This is a genomic window from Naasia sp. SYSU D00057 (genome assembly GCF_017916505.1).
GTDB lineage: Bacteria > Actinomycetota > Actinomycetes > Actinomycetales > Microbacteriaceae > Naasia.
The window spans coordinates 67,101-84,225 of the sequence record NZ_JAFMSZ010000002.1; the positions used below are offsets into that span (position 1 = coordinate 67,101).

Here is a 17,125-nt window from a genome sequence, read left to right on the forward strand (position 1 = left end):
GGGGAAACATTACCTTCTGAAAACTGATCGTCTGGTCAGAAGGATGGGGCGGCAGCTTGCGCTGCCGCCCCATCTCTGTTGGGAGCGAAGTGCTCGGGTACTACTTGGTGATCTCGTGGTACAGCGGGACCGAGTGCCAGTCGAACTCGACGTTCTCGACACCCTCGCCGTAGCCACCGGTCACGTTGGAGTACCACAGCGGGATCGCCGGGAGGTCCTGCAGGAGGATCTCCTGGGCCTGCTGGAACTTGGCGTTGGCCTCGTCCGCGTCCGCGGTCGCCGCACCCTCGGTGAGAAGGGCGTCGACCTCGGGGTTGGAGTAGTCACCGTCGTTCGAGCTCGCGTTGGTCGCGTAGAGCGGTCCGAGGAAGTTGAACAGACCCGGGTAGTCCGCCTGCCAGCCGGTGCGGAACGCGGAGGTCGAGGTCTTCTCGGTGATCTGCGTGCGCGCCTCGGCGAACGTGGGGATGGGGTTGCCCGCCGCGTCGATGCCCAGCGTGTTCTTGATGTTGTTGGCAACCGCGTCGACCCAGCCCTGGTGGCCGCCGTCGGCGTTGTAGGCGATGGTGAACGTGCCGCTCCACGGGGAGATCGCGTCCGCCTCGGCCCACAGCTTCTTGGCCTCGTCCGGGTTGTACTCGAGAACCTCGGCGCCCTCGAGGCTGTCGGTCCAGCCGTCGATGGTCGGCGACGTGAAGTCGCTCGCCGGGGTGCGGGTGCCCTCGAAGATCACCTCGGTGATCTCCTCGCGGTTGATGGCCATCGACAGCGCCTGGCGGCGGAGCTTGCCCTCCTCGCCCTGGAAGTGCGCGAACGCCTCCGGGTTCCACGACCCCTCGCCGACGGCGGACGGGATGGTGAAGGACTGGAAGATCGCAGCCGGGTTGTTGATGGCGCGCTCGCCCAGGTCGTCCTCGAAGGTCGCGAAGTTCGCGTCCGGGATCGCGTCGAGCACGTCGAGGTTGCCGGCGAGCAGGTCGGCGTACGCGGCCTCCTGGGTCGCGTAGAAGACGATGGAGAGGCCGTCGTTCTGCGGGGCACGCGGACCGTCGTAGTCCGGGTTCACCGCGAGGTCGATCTGGACGTCGTGCTGCCACGCGCCCTCGCCGTCGAGCATGTACGGGCCGTTGCCGATCGGGTTCTCGCCGAAGGTGTCGACGACCTTGCCGCTCTCGTCGAACGCCGAGGCGGGCAGCGGGTAGAACGCCGAGTAGCCGAGGCGCAGCGGGAAGTCCGAGCGCGGCTCGTTGAGCGTCACCGTGAAGGTGTAGTCGTCGACCTTCTGGAGGCCCGTGAGCTCGCTGTCGGCGTCGTACGAGAAGCCCTGGATGTCCTCGAAGAAGTACGAGTTGAGCTGCTCGTTGGAGAGCAGGGCGCCGAACTTCCACGCGTTGATGAACGAGTCGGCGTCGACCGGGTCACCGTTCGTGAACTCGTGGCCCTCCTCCACCTTGATGGTGAAGGTCTGGGAGTCCTCGGTCTCGATGGACTCCGCCATGTCGAGCTGCGCGGTTCCGTCGGCCTCGTAGTACTGCAGACCGGCGAAGATCGCGTCGAGGATCTTGCCGCCACCGGTCTCGTTGGTGTTGGTGGGAACCAGCGGGTTCTGCGGCTCCGAGCCGTTCGCGGTGATGACCGCTCCCGAGTCGGACGAGGACGTGTCGCCCCCGCCGTCTCCACTGGCGCAACCGGCGAGCGCGAGGACGCCGGCGGTAGCCAGCGCGGTCGCACCCAGACCGAGTCGTCTGAAATTCACTCTTCCTCCATCGATGCAAGGTTACGCCGTGGCAGGCAGAGCCCCCACGGCGCGGATGTCAGTACCCTAGGTGGGGTACAGGACGGGGCCAAATCGCCGCGCCATATCGTTACCTGCTGGAAACCAACACAGAGATTCCTTGCGCATCACGCAGGAATGTTGTCGAAGGGGCACCGTGAGACCCGACATCGTTCTGATCTTCGACGGCGACTGCAGCTTCTGCTCGTCCTGCGTCGACTGGCTGGAGCGGAACCTCACCGCCATGCCGGAGGCGATCCCCTATCAGTGGGCCGACCTCGAGGGGTACGGCCTGAGCCAGGCCGAGGCGGAGTCGCAGGTCTGGCTCGTCACGCCGGAGAAGCACTACGGCGGTGCGGCGGCGTTCAGCGCGATCCTCCGCCATCAGCCGGACGGCGCGTGGCGCTTCCTCGGCTGGGTCCTGCAGGCGCCTCCCCTGTCCTGGGTGGCCGACGGGGCGTACTGGGTGGTCTCCAAGCTGCGGCACATCCTCCCCGGGGGCACCCCCGCCTGCCGCCGGTGACGGCACCGGAGGCGACGGTCTCCCGCCGCGGACTGCGGCTCGAGATCGCGATCGTCCTCGGCCTCTCGCTCGGCGCCTCCGCCGTGTACTCGATCGTCGCGATCGCGAACCGGCTGACGCAGGACGTGCCGATCTCCCGGCAGACCGCCACGCTCAACCAGTCGCTCAGCGACCGGCCGGTGTTCGACCTCGTCTACCAGCTGCTCGCCATCGGGTTCGACCTGGTCCCGGTGCTGCTCGTGCTCTACCTCCTGGCGCAGGCCGGCGGGTCGCCGTTCCGCCGGATCGGCTTCGACGCGACGCGTCCCGGCCGGGATGCGGGGTCCGGCCTGCTGCTCGCCGCCGTCATCGGCATCCCCGGGCTCGGCCTCTACGCGCTCGGGCGCATCCTCGGCCTGACTCCGACGATCGTCACCTCCGGGCTCTCCGAGTACTGGTGGACGATCCCGGTGCTGATCCTGTCGGCGCTGCGGTCCGCCCTCACCGAGGAGCTGATCGTCGTCGGCTACCTCTTCACCCGGCTGCGCGAGCTCGGCGTCGGCACGTGGCCGATCATCCTCGGCAGCGCCGTGCTGCGCGGGAGCTACCACCTGTACCAGGGGTTCGGCTCGTTCGCGGGGAACGTGGCGATGGGCGTCGTCTTCGGCTGGGTCTACTCCCGCTGGGGCCGGACGGCCCCCCTCGTGGTGGCCCACTTCATCCTCGACGTGGTGAGCTTCGTCGGCTACCCGCTGGCCCTCGCCTGGTTCCCTTCCCTCTTCACGACGTAGGGCGGTCGCCCTCCCGGTGATCGAGGAGGCCGCGCAGCGGCCGTGCCCTCCCGGTGATTGAGGAGGCCGCGCAGCGGCCGTCTCGAAATCAGGCGACCTCGACCTTGGACTGAGCCACGAGATGGTTGCGTCCGAAGACGAGGTCGCGTGATTTCGAGACGCGAGCCTTCGGCTCGCTCCTCACTCAACGGGGGTGGGCTCAGGCGAAGGCGTCCGGGGGCGGGCAGGCGCAGACGAGGTTCCGGTCGCCGTACGCCTGATCGATGCGCCCCACCGGCGGCCAGTACTTCCCCCGGAGGCGGGCGGTCGCGACCGCCGCGTCGACGGTGGCCGTGCCCGCGAAGGGGTACGCGGCCTCCTCGCGGGTGTACGGGTGCGCCCACTCGCCGACGAGGGAGTGCGCGGTGTGCGGGGCGTTCCGCAGCGGGTTGTCCTCCCGCGGCCACTCCCCGGAGCCGACGCGGTCGGCCTCGCGGCGAATGGCCACCATCGCGTCGACGAACCGGTCGAGCTCGGCGAGGTCCTCGCTCTCCGTCGGCTCGACCATGAGCGTGCCCGGGACCGGGAACGACATGGTCGGGGCGTGGAAGCCGTAGTCGATGAGGCGCTTCGCGACGTCGTCGACGGTGACCCCGGTGGCGGCGGTGAGCGGCCGCAGGTCGAGGATGCACTCGTGCGCGACGAGCCCGTTGTCGCCCTTGTAGAGCACGGGGTAGTGCTCGGCCAGCCGGGCCGCGAGGTAGTTGGCGGCGAGCACGGCGGAGTCGGTCGCCTCGCGGAGGCCCTCCTCGCCCATCATCCGCACGTACGCCCAGCTGATCGGCAGGATCGACGGCGACCCGAACGGCGCGGCCGACACGGGCCCGCCCTGGAACTCGGCGGCCCCGCGCTGCGACAGCGGGTGGCCGGGCAGGAAGGGGGCGAGGTGGCTCTTCGCCGCGACGGGCCCGACGCCCGGTCCGCCGCCGCCGTGCGGGATGCAGAAGGTCTTGTGCAGGTTGAGGTGCGAGACGTCGCCGCCGAAGTCGCCGAAACGGCTGCGGCCGAGCAGGGCGTTGAGGTTGGCGCCGTCGACGTAGACCTGACCCCCTGCCTCGTGCACGGCATCCGTGATCGCCCGGACCTCGTGCTCGTAGACGCCGTGGGTCGACGGGTAGGTGATCATCAGGGCCGCGAGCGCGTCCCGGTGGTCGGCGATCTTCGCGCGGAGGTCGTCGAGGTCGACGTTGCCGAGGCTGTCGCAGGCGACCACGACGACGCGCATCCCGGCGAGCACCGCGGAGGCCGCGTTCGTGCCGTGCGCGCTCGACGGGATGAGGCAGACGGTGCGCTCCTCGTCGCCGCGCGACCGGTGGTAGCCGCGGATGGCGAGGAGCCCGGCGAGCTCGCCCTGGCTGCCGGCGTTCGGCTGCAGCGAGACCTCGTCGTACCCGGTGACGTCGGCGAGCCAGGATTCGAGCTGGCCGATCAGTTCCAGGTACCCGGCCACGTCCTCGGCGGGCGCGAAGGGGTGGATGCGGGCGAACTCGGGCCAAGTGACCGCCTCCATCTCGGTCGCCGAGTTGAGCTTCATCGTGCACGAGCCGAGCGGAATCATGCCGCGGTCGAGCGCGTAGTCGAGCCCCGCGAGGTAGGAGAGGTACCGCATCATGGCGGTCTCCGAGTGGTGGGTGTTGAACACCGGATGCGTGAGGAACGGGCTGGTGCGGCGCAGCTCCGCCGGCTCGATGTCGCTCGCGACGGGGCCGTAGTCGGCGAGCCCGAAGCCGTGGTCCCCCTCCTCGGAACAGCCGAGGGCGTGGGCGAGCAGCCCGCCGATGAGGGGCTCACTCGCGCTCGCCTCATCGAGGGCGACGCCGATGGTGCGCTCGTCGACGCGGCGGACGAGGATGCCGTGCCTCCGTGCGCGTGCCAGCGCGGTGTCGGCGTCCGGTACACGGACCGCGAAGGTGTCGAAGAACGCCGGCGTGAGGACCTCGAGACCCGAGGCGCGGAGCGCGTCGGCGGTCGCCAGTGCGGCGCCGTGCACCCGCTGCGCGATCCAGCGGAGACCGTCGGGCCCGTGGTAGACCGCGTACATGCTCGCCATCACGGCGAGCAGCACCTGGGCGGTGCAGATGTTGCTGGTCGCCTTCTCGCGGCGGATGTGCTGCTCGCGCGCCTGCAGGCTGAGACGGTACGCGGGCGCGCCGAACGAGTCCTGGCTGACGCCGACGAGGCGACCCGGCAGCTGCCGCTCGAGTCCGGCGCGGACGGCGAGGTAGCCGGCGTGCGGTCCGCCGAAGCCCATCGGCACGCCGAAGCGCTGCGTAGTGCCGACAGCGACGTCGGCGCCGAGCTCACCGGGCGAAGCGAGCAGGGTGAGGGCGAGCAGATCGGCGGCGACCACCGTCACCGCGCCGGCGGACTTGGCGGCGGCGAGCACAGTGGACGGGTCCCAGATCCGCCCGGACGCTCCCGGGTACTGGACCAGGAGTCCAAACAGATCGCCCTCGGGCAGGCCGGCGGACAGGTCGGCCACGACGAGATCGATGCCGACCGCCTCCGCGCGAACCTCGAGCAGCGCCAGGGTCTGCGGCAGCGCATCCGCGTCCACGACGAAGCGCGCCGAGCGGCTCTTCGACGCGCGACGGGCGAGCAGCATGCCCTCGACGACCGCGGTCGACTCGTCGAGCATCGACGCGTTGGCGGTCGCGAGGCCGGTCAGGTCGGCGACCATCGTCTGGAAGTTGAGCAGGGCTTCGAGTCGGCCCTGGGAGATCTCCGGCTGATAGGGCGTGTACGCGGTGTACCAGCGCGGGTTCTCGAGCACTCCGCGGAGGATGACCGACGGCGTGAGGGTGTCGTAGTAGCCCAGACCGATCATGGAGCGGCGGACCGTGTTGCGGGACGCCAGGGCCCGCAGCTCGTCGAGGGCCTGCTTCTCGGTGGCGGCCGCGGGCAGCACGGACTCCCGGTCGGGGTCGACGCGGATGCCCTCGGGCACCGCGGCGTCGAGCAGGGCGTCGACGGACTCGTACCCGAGCACGTCGAGCATGGTGCGGCGGGCCGCGTCGTCCGTGCCGATGTGACGCCGGGAGAACGCGTCGTGGGCGACGGCGGATCGCGTGTCGAGGGGAGGGGCGATGCTCATGCGCGGGTCAGGGCCTCGTACTCGTCGGCGCCGAGCAGCTCGGGCAGCTCGGCGTAGTCGACGCGCACCAGCCAGCCCTCGCCGAGCGGGTCCGCGTTCACGGTCTCCGGGGCGTCGACGACCGCGGCGTTGACCTCGGTGACCGTGCCGGTGACCGGCGCGTACAGCTCGCCGACCGACTTCGTCGACTCGATCTCGCCGATCACCGTGCCGGCCTGGACCGCGGCGCCCACCTCGGGGAGATCCACGTAGACCACGTCGCCGAGCCGCTCGGCGGCGTATGCGGTGATGCCGATCGTGGCGACGCCGTCGCGGGCATCGACCCACTCGTGCTCGGCGGTGTAGCGGAGGTCCTTGTCGGACATGGTGCTCCTCAGTGCGCGGCGCGCGTGTAGAAGGGAAGGGGAGTGACGGTGGCGGGGATCCTCGTGCCGCGGACGTCGACGGAGAGCGTGGTGCCCGGCTCGCCGCGGTCGGCGTCCACGTAGGCGAGGGCGACGGGGTGGCCGAGCGTCGGCGACAGCGCCCCGCTGGTGATGAACCCGACGCGGCCGCCGCCGTCCTCGTGCACGGCGTAGCCGGCCCGGCCGGCGCGCTTGCCCTCGGACGCGAGGCCGACGAGCACCCGGCCCGCGAAGTCGGAACGCGGGTCGGCGGGCTCGCCGCGCTCGATCGCGGCCCGGCCGACGAAGTCGCCCTTGCCGTCGAGGGACACCGCCCGGCCGATTCCGGCCTGGGCGGGCAGGACGCTGAGGCCGAGCTCGTGCCCGTAGAGGGGCATTCCGGCCTCGAGCCGCAGCGTGTCGCGGGCGGCGAGGCCGGCGGGGACGAGGCCGGCGCCCGCGCCGATCTCGAGGAGGGACTCCCAGAGGGTGCGGAGGATCTCGGGCGACGTGTAGAGCTCGAAGCCGTCCTCGCCGGTGTATCCGGTTCGGGCGACGAGGATGCGCCGCCCCTCGTACTCGCCGGGGATGGCGCGGTAGTACCGGAGCGCCGCGACGGCGTCCGCGGTGCTCGTGCCCGGCTCGATGTCGGCGCGCAGGTCGAGGCCGTCGAGGTTCTGCAGGATCTCGAGCGCCCGCGGCCCCTGCAGGGCGAGGAGGCCGATGTCGCCGCTCTCGTCCTCGACGAGGGCGTCGAAGCCGTCCGCCCGCTCGCGCAGGCGAGCCGCCACCACCTCGCGGTTGGACGCGTTCGCGACGACGAGGTAGCGGTCCTCACCCGTCCGGTAGACGACGAGGTCGTCGATGATCCCGCCGTTCTCGTCGAGCATCAGCGTGTACTTCGCCTGCCGCTCGGCGAGGCGCGACATCGGGCCGGACAGGGCGAAGTCGAGCGCGGCGGCGGACTGCGGACCGACGACGAGGATCTCGCCCATGTGCGACAGGTCGAAGAGCCCGGCGGCGGTGCGGACGGCGGCGTGCTCGGCGAGGTCGCTGCTGTAGCGGACCGGCATCTGCCAGCCGGCGAAGTCGGTGAAGGTGGCCCCGGCCGCCGCGTGCACGTCGTGCAGCGGGGAACGGCGGGAGGCGGGATCGGGCGAGAGGTCGGTCACGAGTTCTTCTCCTCGAGGAGGCGCGGCGAAGCGCCCTGCGGCAAGAACTCCCCCTCTGTCATGGCGCCTGAGAGATTCGCGCGCCGCGCTAGCGGGTCGCTTTCACCGTGGGCGAGGCGCCCGGTGGCGCCTGCTTTCCAGAGCGGCCGGTCGTCGCGGTACGTGCACCTGAGAGATTGGCGGGGAGGCTTGCTCCTTCGGTGTCCGATCTTGCCGGACTCTCCCGCGACGGCCTGTGGCCCGATGTTCGGTTGTGGTCGCGAGCCTACCCCGCGGAGCCGCCCGGGTCACTCCCGGCGCGCGCCCGACCGCCGTCCGAGCAGCACCGCCGCGAGCACGCCGGCGACGGCGAGCAGCACCACGCCGGCGGCGGCGCCCAGCAGGATCGCGTCGTCGCCGCCCTCGGCCGGAGCGGCGGCCGCGCTCCCGCAGGCGGGCTCCGCCGATCCGTCCGCCTCCGCTGCGCCGGCGGCCGGCGTGTAGGCGAAGGTGTAGCTGCCGGAGGTGGGATGGCCGTCCGAGGAGACGACCTGCCAGACGACCTCGTACTCCCCCGCCCCGCCGAGCGCCACGGGCGTCGACACGTTGCGCCCCTCGATCGTCGGGCACTCGGTCTCGTAGTACCGGTCCTCCTGCCGGACCTGGATGGCAGTGGAGCGCTGATCCTCGCCGAGCGCCAGCACGACGTTCGAGAAGGTCAGCGAGACCGCGTCGGCGACCTCGACGGTCGAGTCCGCGGCGGGCGACGACGAGGTGAGCGAGTCATGCGCGGAAGCGGCGAGTGGGGCGGCCACGGCGAGCGCGGCGCCGAGCCCGAGAGCGGCGACGAGCCGGAGAGGGTTCCTGCGCATGCCTCGATCCTTCCAGCCCCCGCCCGATGCGGCGCTGGGAGGAGTTCGGGTCCGGCCGGAGGCGCGGATTGCCGAGGCACCGCGTTCCACGCGGGCCCGGATCTCGCGCGGTGGCTCAGGGCACGAGCTCGACGAGCACCACGAGGTTGCCGTCCGGGTCCCGGATGGCGGCGTGCCACTCGTCCGCCCCGGCCGGCCCGATCGCGTCGTCGGGATGGGTGAAGATCCGCTCCGGCGGGCCCAGCAGCTCGGCCCCGTCGGGCAGCCGGCCGAGGACCTCCTCGAGGTGCGGCACGCGGATGTAGACGAGGGCGGCCGGTGCGCGCTCCTCGAAGAGGAGCCGGGAGTCGCCGAATCGGAAGAAGAGGAGCCCGGGCGGATCGAACCGGCCGGCGGGTGGAACGCCGAGCAGCTGCTCGTAGAAGACCGCCGTCCGGTCGAGGTCGGAGGCGCGCAGCGCCACCTGCAGCAGTTCCATGGGGCAGGAGTACCACCCGCTCCCCCGGCGGGGCAACGGGGTGGCGGACGACCAGGCACGCGAGCGGGGCAGGCGGCCCCGGCGCCAGCCTCGCATGAGCGGCGGCCCGGCAGACGGCGTGCGGCACGGTGACCGGCTTGCAGACCCGTCACCGCCCACACCCGCGAGCGCGACCACCGCCGTGACCGCGTATGCGGTCGGCACCGCCCAGATGCCGGGGATCCACCGAGATCGCCGCCGCGTGACGGTCAGCGTGAAGACGGAGAAGAGGAACGCGGCGCAACGGGCGACCACGCTGATCGGCCGCTGGCGAGTGTCGAGTCACACTCGCCCGCCGCCTGCGAGGAGCACGGCCGCCGCCCGCCCCATGACCGGGGCGCCGTCGGCGGGGGAACCGAGGCGCCCCGGATCAGGGCAGGAGTCTCAGGGGCCGGAATGGTGGCTCCGGCTCCCGAGACTCCTGACAGAGAGGGACAGAAACACCCGGGCTACCCGAATGCCGGGCGCTCCCTCTCCATCGATGCGACCACCCTAGGCACGCCGAATTCCCGGAACGAGGGGGTACCAGTGGGATCGTGTTCTGAGGTAATGGGACTTTTGTCCCTACTGGGTGCCGGACCGTTTCGGCAAGACCCCCGAGCGGGGGTCACGACGGCGACGGCCGGTGGGAGCATCTCGGCGAGGGCGTAGCCTCGCACCGTGCAGACCGACCTGCCCACCTCGCTCGGGCCCGCCCGCCTCACCGTGGCGGCGGCCGCGGAGCCGCGGGCCCTCCTCTGGCTGGGGCATGGCGCGGGCGGCGGCATCGGGTCCGCCGACCTCACCGCGCTCGCGTCCCGCCTGCCGGCGCAGGGCGTCACCGTCGCCCGGCACGAGCAGCCGTGGCGCGTCGCGGGCGGCCGGGTCGCCGCGCGTCCCTCGCTGCTCGACACGGGGTGGCGGGAGTCGTTCCCGGCCGTCGCGGAGCTCGCCGCCGGCGTGCCGCTGATCGTCGGCGGTCGCAGCGCGGGCGCTCGCGTCGCGTGCCGCACGGCCGGCGAGCTCGGCGCCGTGGGCGTCGTGTGCCTGGGCTTCCCGCTGCACCCGCCGGGTCGGCCGCAGGTGTCGAGACTCGAGGAGCTGCTGACCCCCGAGGTGCCGGTGCTCGTCCTGCAGGGTGAGCGGGACACGTTCGGCTCGGCCGCCGACGTCGAGCGGGAGGTGGACGGACGGCGGCGGATCCGGGTGGTCGCGGTGCCGGGCGCCGATCACGGCATGAAGGTCCTGAAGTCCTCGCCGATCTCGGGCGCGGAGGTCTCGGACCTGATCGTCACCGCCGTAGCGGAGTTCGTCGACGAGGTGCTCGGCTAATCGGCCGGAGTCACCCGCCCCACACGATCAGGCAGCCGCTGAGCAGGAGCGAGGTGGCGACCGCGAGTGCTGTGCTTCCGATGATCCTCATACCTCGACGCTAGTTCGGGGCTGCCGACCGGTGCAGGGGCTTGCGCGGACCGGCGCCCTGCTCGCGATCGTCAGGTCCGGCCGTCTCAGGCCCGGAGGCGGAGCCCGCGCAGACGCGGCTCGAGTGGCACGATGGGCGCACCGGCGCCGCCGACGACCGCGGCCGCTCGATTTCTTTGCGGAGGGAGTGCCGATGCCGATCGAGGTGAAGCCCGCGCACGACTTCGACGACATGGCGACGATGTTCGCGCCGAAGAGCCCCGACTCGTCGGTGTGCTGGTGCCTGTCCTGGCGACTGAGCTCGAAGGAGAACCGGTCACTCGTCGGCGTCGCGCGGGCCGAGAAGGTCCGGGAGCTGTGTGCCCGCGAGCTGGCGCCCGGCGTCCTCGCGTACCGGGACGGCGAGGTCGCGGGCTGGGCCGGGATCGCCCCACGAGCCGAGCTGCACCCGTTCGCCAACTCCCGCAAGATCCCGCACCTCGACGACCTCCCCGTCTGGTCGCTCTGGTGCATCCGGGTTCGGCCCGGCTTCCGCAAGCAAGGAGTGACGCCGGCACTCATCGAGGGGGCCGTCGACTACGCCCGGGCGAACGGAGCGCCCGTCGTCGAGAGCTACCCGGCCGAGAACGGCGGCGAGAGGGTCGACCAGACGATGGCGTTCGTCGGCACCCGGAGCATGTTCGAGCGCGCCGGCTTCCGGAAGGCCGCCGACACGACGTCGGTGGTGGGAGGGTTCCCGCGGATCCTGATGCGGCTCGACCTACGCTGATCCCGCTGCCGGTCGAGGCCGCCCACCGGCCGGCCGTGTCCTCCAAATGACGGGCACTCGCAATGGGGGGCGCGGACGGGGCACACGGTCAGGGATGCTGTAACCACGCCGCAAGCGGGGAAACGTATTCGGGTTACGACTTCCCTTCGCGGCTTGGATAACACCTGACACGTCTCTTGGGCGTTATTGGGGCCGCGTTCCTAGGGGTAGGAGCAGCGGCCCCCTTTCTTTTCCCCGGCGAGGGGCCGGGCAGGATCGCAGGCTAGGGCTCGCCGAGCTGGTCGAGCCCGTCGTCGTCCCCGAGCAGCGAGCTCGTCAGCGTCTCCAGTGCCGCCGTCGCCAGTCGCTGCACGTCGGTGAGCAGACCCTCGACCGTCGACGCGCGGAGGAGGGCAACCTGGTCCAGCTCACCGAGCGGCGCGATGCCGGCCAGCTGCCACGCGGCCGCCACGGGGTCGTCGACGAGCTCCACATCCGCGCTCCACCGCTGCTCGGCGAACTCGCTCGCCTGCGCGAGCACCCGGCGCACGACCCGCTCCGTCTCCTCGAGCAGAGGACGGAAGGACTCGTCCCACTCGAGGTCGGGCAGGAGGCGCACCTCCGCTCGCGGGTACGGGTCGTCGGGCAGCCAGCGCTCCACCTCGAACCGCTGCGCGCCCTCGGCGACCAGCCCGACGAAGCCCTCTCCCTGCATCAGCTGGGTGATCCGGGCGAAGGTGCCGACGCGGAACCGGTGGTCGCCGCCGCCGACCTCCATGCCGCGCTCGATGAGCACGACCCCGAACTCGGCGGGCTCCTCCTGCAGCACCGACGCGAGCATCGCGAGGTAGCGCTCCTCGAAGACGCGCAGCACGGCCGGCATCGACGGGAAGAGCACCGTGCCGAGAGGGAACATCGGGCGAGCGGTCATCTGATCAGCCTGCCAGGTGGACGCCGTCGAATCCTCGGAGGTCCGTCAGGCTCCGAAGTTGGGCGAGGGAGCGCGCAGATCCTGGAGGACGTCGGTCGGGTCTTCGTCGAAGAGCCAGACCTGCCACCGGTACTCCGCGTTGTAGTCCGGGCTGTCCTCCGGGATCGGCGGCAGAACGGCCCCGAGGAAGATGTCATAGCGGGAGGTGATCGACTCCCCCTCGGTCCTCTGGCCCGCGTCGGGGTAGCGCTCCAATACCTCGGTCGTGGGATCTCCCACCCGGATCCCGTCGACCGTCTCGACGGAGATACCCCGCGCGGTCGGCGCCGAGGCTCGGACGGTCCAGCGGGCCAGGTAGTCGGGGAGCTCCTCGTCCGGCAGCGTCGCCCACCGGTTCTCGGAGGAGACGGAGAACGCGTCCCACTCGTACCGGGTGCCCTCGCCGAGGTGGCTGGTCGACGGGAACGGCACTTCCGACGGCTCACCGAGAAACGCACTGAGCCCCTTGACCACCTCCGACGTGAGCTGCCGGTAGTCGAACGTCGTCAGCGCGTCGCCATCCTGAGTCAGCACCGACACGGATTGCGCGGTGACGAGGATGCGCGCCGCCGGCGCCGCGGTGACCGTCGGTGTCGGCGTCGGTTCTGCGGGTGCGGACGACGCGGTCGCGGTCGGCGTCGACTCCCCGGCCTGCGGCATGCAGGCGGACAGCCCTGTCGCGGCGAGCGCGGCGAGCGCCGCGGCGAACACGGTGCGGCGGAATCTGACAGCCCCCATGGGGTCACCCTAGAAGATCCGGCCGGGCATCGACCCTGCCCCGGGCCATCGCGACCGGCCGCGTCAGCTCGCCACGACCGCCGCGACAGCGCTCACCTCGATGAGCGCGCCCGGCACGCCGAGTCCGGCGACCACCGCGGCGGTGACGAGCGGAGGGGCGCCGCCCGTGGCGAGCCGCGGCGCGACGGCACCGTACGCGGCACGCAGGTCGGCGTCCGCGGTGATCAGCACCGTCCACTGGACGACGTCGGCGAGTGTCGCCCCCGCCGCTTCGAGCGCGACCGTCGCGTTCTCGACGGCCCGGACCGACTGCTCGGCGACGTCCGGCGAGACGACGGCACCGGTCGCGTCGACGCCGTTCTGGCCGCCGACGTAGATCGTCGTCGCGCCGGGCGGCACGACGGCGACGTGACTGAACGCCGGGCTGACGACGAGTCCGGCCGGCTGGATGCGGGTGATCTCCATGGCGGACACCGTGGCACGCACCGCGGACAGCCGACAGCCCCGCGCGCCGAGTGCAGGCACGGGCACGGCCCGCGAGCCGATGGACCAGGCGCCGGGCCGCTGCGCAGCGCCGCTCCTAGACTCGCGAGCATGACCGTTCCGCGCCCGGGAGCAGCCGAGCGCCTGTCCCGGATGGTGCAGCTCCCCACCGTGTCCGCCGAGCTCGCCGCCCGCGGCCTCGCCGACTTCGACCGCTTCCGGACGCTGATCGCCGAGCTGTATCCGCTTGTGGCGGAGCACCTCGAGTTCGAGCGGGTGGGCGACCTGGGGCTCCTGTACCGGTGGCGCGGGCGCGGCGACGACGACCCTGTCGTCCTGATGGCGCACTTCGACGTCGTTCCCGCCGCCGAGGCCGACCGCTGGCGGATGCCGCCCTTCGAGGGCCGCATCCACGACGGCGCGGTGTGGGGCCGCGGCACGCTCGACGACAAGGGCCCGCTCCTCGTCGTGCTCGAGGCGGTCGAGAACCTGCTCGACGAGGGATACGTGCCCGCCCGCGACGTCTACCTCTCCTTCGGCGGCGACGAGGAGAGCTTCGGCGGCGCCGCCCGCGGGATCGCCGACTTGCTGCACGGGCGCGGCATCACGCCGTGGCTCGTCCTCGACGAGGGCGGCGCAGTCGTGGATGCGCCGCTCCCCTTCGTCCGAGTGCCCTCCGCCATGGTCGGCGTCGGCGAGAAGGGCGTGCTCACCGTCCGGCTGCGGGCCGTGAGCGAGGGCGGCCACGCGTCGGCGCCGCCCCGGCTGACCGCCGCCGGGCGAGTGGGCCGTGCGGTCGCGCGCCTCTTCCCGAACCCGTTCCGGGCGCGGACTCCCCTGTCGACGCGCGCGATGCTCGCGGCCTTCTTGCCGCACACGAGCGGCCCGGCGCGCATCCTGCTCCGGGTGCTGGCCGGCTGGCCGTGGCTCACCGCTCGTCTGTTCTCGCGGATGGGCGGTGAGCCGGCCGCGCTCGTCCGCACGACCGTGGCGCCGACGATGCTGCAGGGCGGCAGCGCGCAGAACGTGCTCCCGGCGGAGGCGTCCGCCATCGTAAACCTGCGCATCGCGGTCGGCGAGACGGTCGAGACCGCGGTGCGTCGGGTGCGCCGCGCGGTCCGGGATCCGCTGGTCACCGTCGAGGTGGTCGAGGGCAGCGACCCCTCCCCCGAGTCCCCCGTCGACGACGCCCGCTTCGCCGCCATCCGGGATGCCGTCGCGGTCGCCTATCCGGACGCCATCACTGCGCCGTACCTGATGATGGCGGCGACCGACTCGCGCTGGTTCGCCCGCTACTGCACGGGCGTGTACCGCTTCGCGCCTCTCGCGATGACCGCCGCCCAGCGCGCGACGATCCACGGCATCGACGAGCACGTCACGCTCGACAGCTTGGAACGCGGCGAGCGCTTCCACCGCGCCCTGCTCACCGGGCTGCCCGGCGGCCAGTAGGGTTTCGACACCCCCAGCCGGGGCCCGTCCTGCGAGGAGCGCCGATGCCCCGTGCCGCCACCCGACCCGACCGCGCCGTGCTCGGCCCGCTGGCCGCGGTCGTCGGCTTCCTCGCCTTCGTCGAGTTCACGAGCGGCATCCTGCAGGGCTACTACACGCCGATGCTCACGGACATCGCGCGGAACCTCGCGATCTCGGACGCCGACGTCAACTGGCTGGAGGGCTCGCAGCTCGCCCTGTCGGCGCTCGTCGTGCCCGCACTCGCGAAGCTCGGCGACATGGTCGGCCACAAGCGGATCCTGCTGTGGTCGACGGCGATCACCGCGGCCGCGTCGCTCGTGCTGCCGTTCACGGACTCCTTCCCGGTGTTCCTCGCGGCGTGGGCACTGCAGGGCTTCTACGTCGTCTGGCTGCCGCTCGAGGTGGCGCTCATCTGGTCGCGGTCGCGGGCGGCCGGCCACTCGGCCGCGGTGACGGCGAAGGCGGCGGGGCTGCTCGTCGCGGCCCTCGAGCTCGGCGCCATCTCGGGCGCCCTGGCGGGAGGCGCCCTCATCGACGTGCTCCCCCTTCCCGTCGTGCTGCTGATCCCGGCCCTCGCCGTGGTCGCCTGCTTCTTCGTCATCCGCCTGGGCGTGCGCGAGTCCCCCGATCTCGCCGGCGGCCGACTCGACCTCCGAGGGCTCGTCCTCATCTCCCTCGCGCTCGTCGCGCTGACGGGCGGCCTCAGCTTCCTGCGCCTGGGCGGCGTCGGCGACCCGCTCTCCTGGGCGCTGGTCGCGCTCGGCGTGCTGCTCGTCGTGCCGTTCGCGCGCTGGGAGCTGCGCTCGCCCGACCCGCTCATCGACGTGCGCCTGTTCCGCTCCCCCGCCCTGTGGCCGGTGTTCCTCACCGCGGGCCTCTTCGGCGTGAGCGTGCTCGGCGCACAGGCGCCCCTCTCCACCTTCGCCCGCACCGACCCCGCCGAGGTCGGCTACGGTCTCGGCACCACGGGCTTCGCGACCTCGCTGATCATCGGGATCTACCTCATCGCGATGATCGCCGGGGCACTCGCCTTCCCCGCGGTGTCCCGGCGTCTCACGCCGCGGGTCACCCTCATGGGCGCGTCCGCGCTGGTCGCGATCGGGTACCTGCTGTTCCTGCCGTTCCACGACACGTACGCGCAGGCGATCACGAACATGGTGGTCGCCGGCCTCGGCTCGGGCGCGCTGGTCGCGGCGCTGCCGGCCGCCGCAGCCGCCGCGGCCCCTGCCCTGCAGACGGGCGTCGCCACCGGGCTCACCAACTCGGTGAAGACCATCGGCGGCGCGATCGCATCCTGCGTGTTCGGGATCGCTCTCGCGAGCCACCTCATCGGGGAGGGCGGTGCCGCCGCAGGGACGACGGCGGGGTCGCTGGCCGGGTACTACACCGTGTGGCTCGTGTGCGGGGTGACGGCGGTGGTCGCGACGGTGCTGCTCGCGTTCGTCCCGCGGGCGGCGTTCACGGATGCGCCGGGGGTGGCGGCTGCGGCGTTGCGTTGAGTCGGGCGCCGCTCAGCCCGTGAGGGTCTTGACGAAGAAGGCTCGGCGGAAGTCGTTCTCGATGGCGCGGTGCGTCTCCACGAAGCCGCAGCGCGGGTAGTACGAGAGGTTCTCCGTCATCACCTCGTTGGTGTAGAGCCGCAGCGAGGAACGGCCCGCCGTTCGGGCGATGTGCTCGGCGACGGTGAGGAGGTGCGATCCGATGCCCAGCCCCTGGGCTCGCGGCGAGACCGCCAGAGTGTCGATGCGCACGGCGTCGTCCTCAATCGCGGTCAGCATCACCCGGAGCAGCACCCCATCGGGTCCCCGAGCCAGCAGCGCCTCGTCGCCTGAGCGGGCGATGGCCCCGAAGTCGCAGGCTGAGGAGATCGAGAGCACGGGGCGCACGTCCGGCTCGAAGGACTGATCAGGCTCGCGGTGGATGAGGCCGGCCCGCCACATCTCCGGGATGAGCGGGGCCCATCACGTCGCGGCCGCCCTTCCCGCACCTCGCGCACGCCTCATAGGTGATCTCGGCATCCCGTTGCAGCACCCAGTGATGCAGCCCCAGCCGGCAACGAAGCGCCTTCGCCATCGAGGGTCCCCTTGTCTGTCGTGGGGTGAGCCTACGCGGGCACAAGCCGAAGCACGTGCTGTCGTGGTCCGTCACGCCGGGGACCATCGACCGGGCCCCTATTCAGACGTTGAAGCGGA

General features: G+C 72.0%; 16 protein-coding genes and 2 riboswitches. Of the genes, 6 read left to right on the top strand and 10 right to left on the bottom strand.

The window, feature by feature from the left end:
* Positions 1-100: 100 nt before the first annotated feature.
* Complete coding sequence (locus J3P36_RS07535) at positions 101-1,756, bottom strand: ABC transporter substrate-binding protein (protein ID WP_210506828.1); 1,656 nt, start codon at positions 1,754-1,756, stop codon at positions 101-103.
* A gap of 175 nt (positions 1,757-1,931) precedes the next feature.
* Here J3P36_RS07535 and J3P36_RS07540 point away from each other — a divergent pair, with 175 nt between their 5' ends.
* Positions 1,932-2,297 carry a thiol-disulfide oxidoreductase DCC family protein gene (locus J3P36_RS07540; RefSeq protein WP_210506830.1) on the top strand — a complete coding sequence of 122 codons (366 nt, stop codon included), beginning with the start codon at positions 1,932-1,934 and terminating at the stop codon, positions 2,295-2,297.
* Positions 2,294-3,067 (top strand): CPBP family intramembrane glutamic endopeptidase, encoded by a 774-nt coding sequence (locus J3P36_RS07545; RefSeq protein ID WP_307806993.1) that lies wholly within the window; start codon positions 2,294-2,296, stop codon positions 3,065-3,067. The genes J3P36_RS07540 and J3P36_RS07545 overlap by 4 nt, the downstream gene beginning before the upstream one ends.
* A gap of 199 nt (positions 3,068-3,266) precedes the next feature.
* Here J3P36_RS07545 and gcvP read toward each other — a convergent pair whose 3' ends face one another.
* The 5 genes from gcvP to J3P36_RS07570 form a co-directional block, all read right to left on the bottom strand.
* Positions 3,267-6,200 (bottom strand): aminomethyl-transferring glycine dehydrogenase, encoded by a 2,934-nt coding sequence (gcvP, locus tag J3P36_RS07550; RefSeq protein ID WP_210506832.1) that lies wholly within the window; start codon positions 6,198-6,200, stop codon positions 3,267-3,269.
* Complete coding sequence (gene gcvH, locus J3P36_RS07555; RefSeq protein WP_210506834.1) at positions 6,197-6,565, bottom strand: glycine cleavage system protein GcvH; 369 nt, start codon at positions 6,563-6,565, stop codon at positions 6,197-6,199. The genes gcvP and gcvH overlap by 4 nt, the downstream gene beginning before the upstream one ends.
* An 8-nt stretch (positions 6,566-6,573) precedes the next feature.
* Entirely contained in the window at positions 6,574-7,755 is a 1,182-nt protein-coding gene (gcvT, locus tag J3P36_RS07560; RefSeq protein WP_210506836.1) for a glycine cleavage system aminomethyltransferase GcvT, read from the bottom strand.
* A 45-nt stretch (positions 7,756-7,800) separates the two neighbouring features.
* Positions 7,801-7,901, bottom strand: a riboswitch (glycine riboswitch).
* Positions 7,902-7,991, bottom strand: a riboswitch (glycine riboswitch).
* 51 nt (positions 7,992-8,042) lie between these two features.
* Positions 8,043-8,606 carry a copper resistance CopC family protein gene (locus tag J3P36_RS07565; protein ID WP_210506838.1) on the bottom strand — a complete coding sequence of 188 codons (564 nt, stop codon included), beginning with the start codon at positions 8,604-8,606 and terminating at the stop codon, positions 8,043-8,045.
* A gap of 115 nt (positions 8,607-8,721) precedes the next feature.
* Positions 8,722-9,084 carry a VOC family protein gene (locus J3P36_RS07570; RefSeq protein ID WP_210506840.1) on the bottom strand — a complete coding sequence of 121 codons (363 nt, stop codon included), beginning with the start codon at positions 9,082-9,084 and terminating at the stop codon, positions 8,722-8,724.
* A gap of 699 nt (positions 9,085-9,783) precedes the next feature.
* On the opposite strand from J3P36_RS07570, the gene J3P36_RS07575 reads away from it, so the two are divergent.
* Entirely contained in the window at positions 9,784-10,434 is a 651-nt protein-coding gene (locus J3P36_RS07575) for an alpha/beta family hydrolase (protein WP_210506842.1), read from the top strand.
* A gap of 283 nt (positions 10,435-10,717) precedes the next feature.
* Positions 10,718-11,293: a GNAT family N-acetyltransferase gene (locus J3P36_RS07580; RefSeq protein ID WP_210506844.1), complete on the top strand. Its 576-nt coding sequence runs from the start codon at positions 10,718-10,720 to the stop codon at positions 11,291-11,293.
* A 262-nt stretch (positions 11,294-11,555) separates the two neighbouring features.
* Here J3P36_RS07580 and J3P36_RS07585 read toward each other — a convergent pair whose 3' ends face one another.
* From J3P36_RS07585 to J3P36_RS07595, 3 genes are all read right to left on the bottom strand, one after another.
* Positions 11,556-12,203: an LON peptidase substrate-binding domain-containing protein gene (locus J3P36_RS07585; protein WP_210506846.1), complete on the bottom strand. Its 648-nt coding sequence runs from the start codon at positions 12,201-12,203 to the stop codon at positions 11,556-11,558.
* Positions 12,204-12,248: 45 nt separating this feature from the next.
* Entirely contained in the window at positions 12,249-12,980 is a 732-nt protein-coding gene (locus J3P36_RS07590) for a hypothetical protein (RefSeq protein WP_210506848.1), read from the bottom strand.
* 63 nt (positions 12,981-13,043) lie between these two features.
* Positions 13,044-13,445, bottom strand: coding sequence for a RidA family protein (locus J3P36_RS07595; protein ID WP_210506850.1), 402 nt, complete (start codon positions 13,443-13,445; stop codon positions 13,044-13,046).
* Positions 13,446-13,574: 129 nt separating this feature from the next.
* Between J3P36_RS07595 and J3P36_RS07600 the strand changes: the two genes are divergently transcribed.
* Both J3P36_RS07600 and J3P36_RS07605 read left to right on the top strand, forming a co-directional pair.
* Positions 13,575-14,912, top strand: a complete 1,338-nt coding sequence (locus J3P36_RS07600) for a M20/M25/M40 family metallo-hydrolase (protein ID WP_210506852.1) — start codon at positions 13,575-13,577, stop codon at positions 14,910-14,912.
* 44 nt (positions 14,913-14,956) lie between these two features.
* Positions 14,957-16,432, top strand: coding sequence for an MFS transporter (locus J3P36_RS07605; RefSeq protein WP_210506854.1), 1,476 nt, complete (start codon positions 14,957-14,959; stop codon positions 16,430-16,432).
* 12 nt (positions 16,433-16,444) lie between these two features.
* On the opposite strand, the gene J3P36_RS07610 is transcribed toward J3P36_RS07605, so the two are convergent.
* Positions 16,445-16,873 carry an N-acetyltransferase gene (locus J3P36_RS07610; protein WP_210506856.1) on the bottom strand — a complete coding sequence of 143 codons (429 nt, stop codon included), beginning with the start codon at positions 16,871-16,873 and terminating at the stop codon, positions 16,445-16,447.
* Between the last annotated feature and the right edge of the window lie 252 nt (positions 16,874-17,125).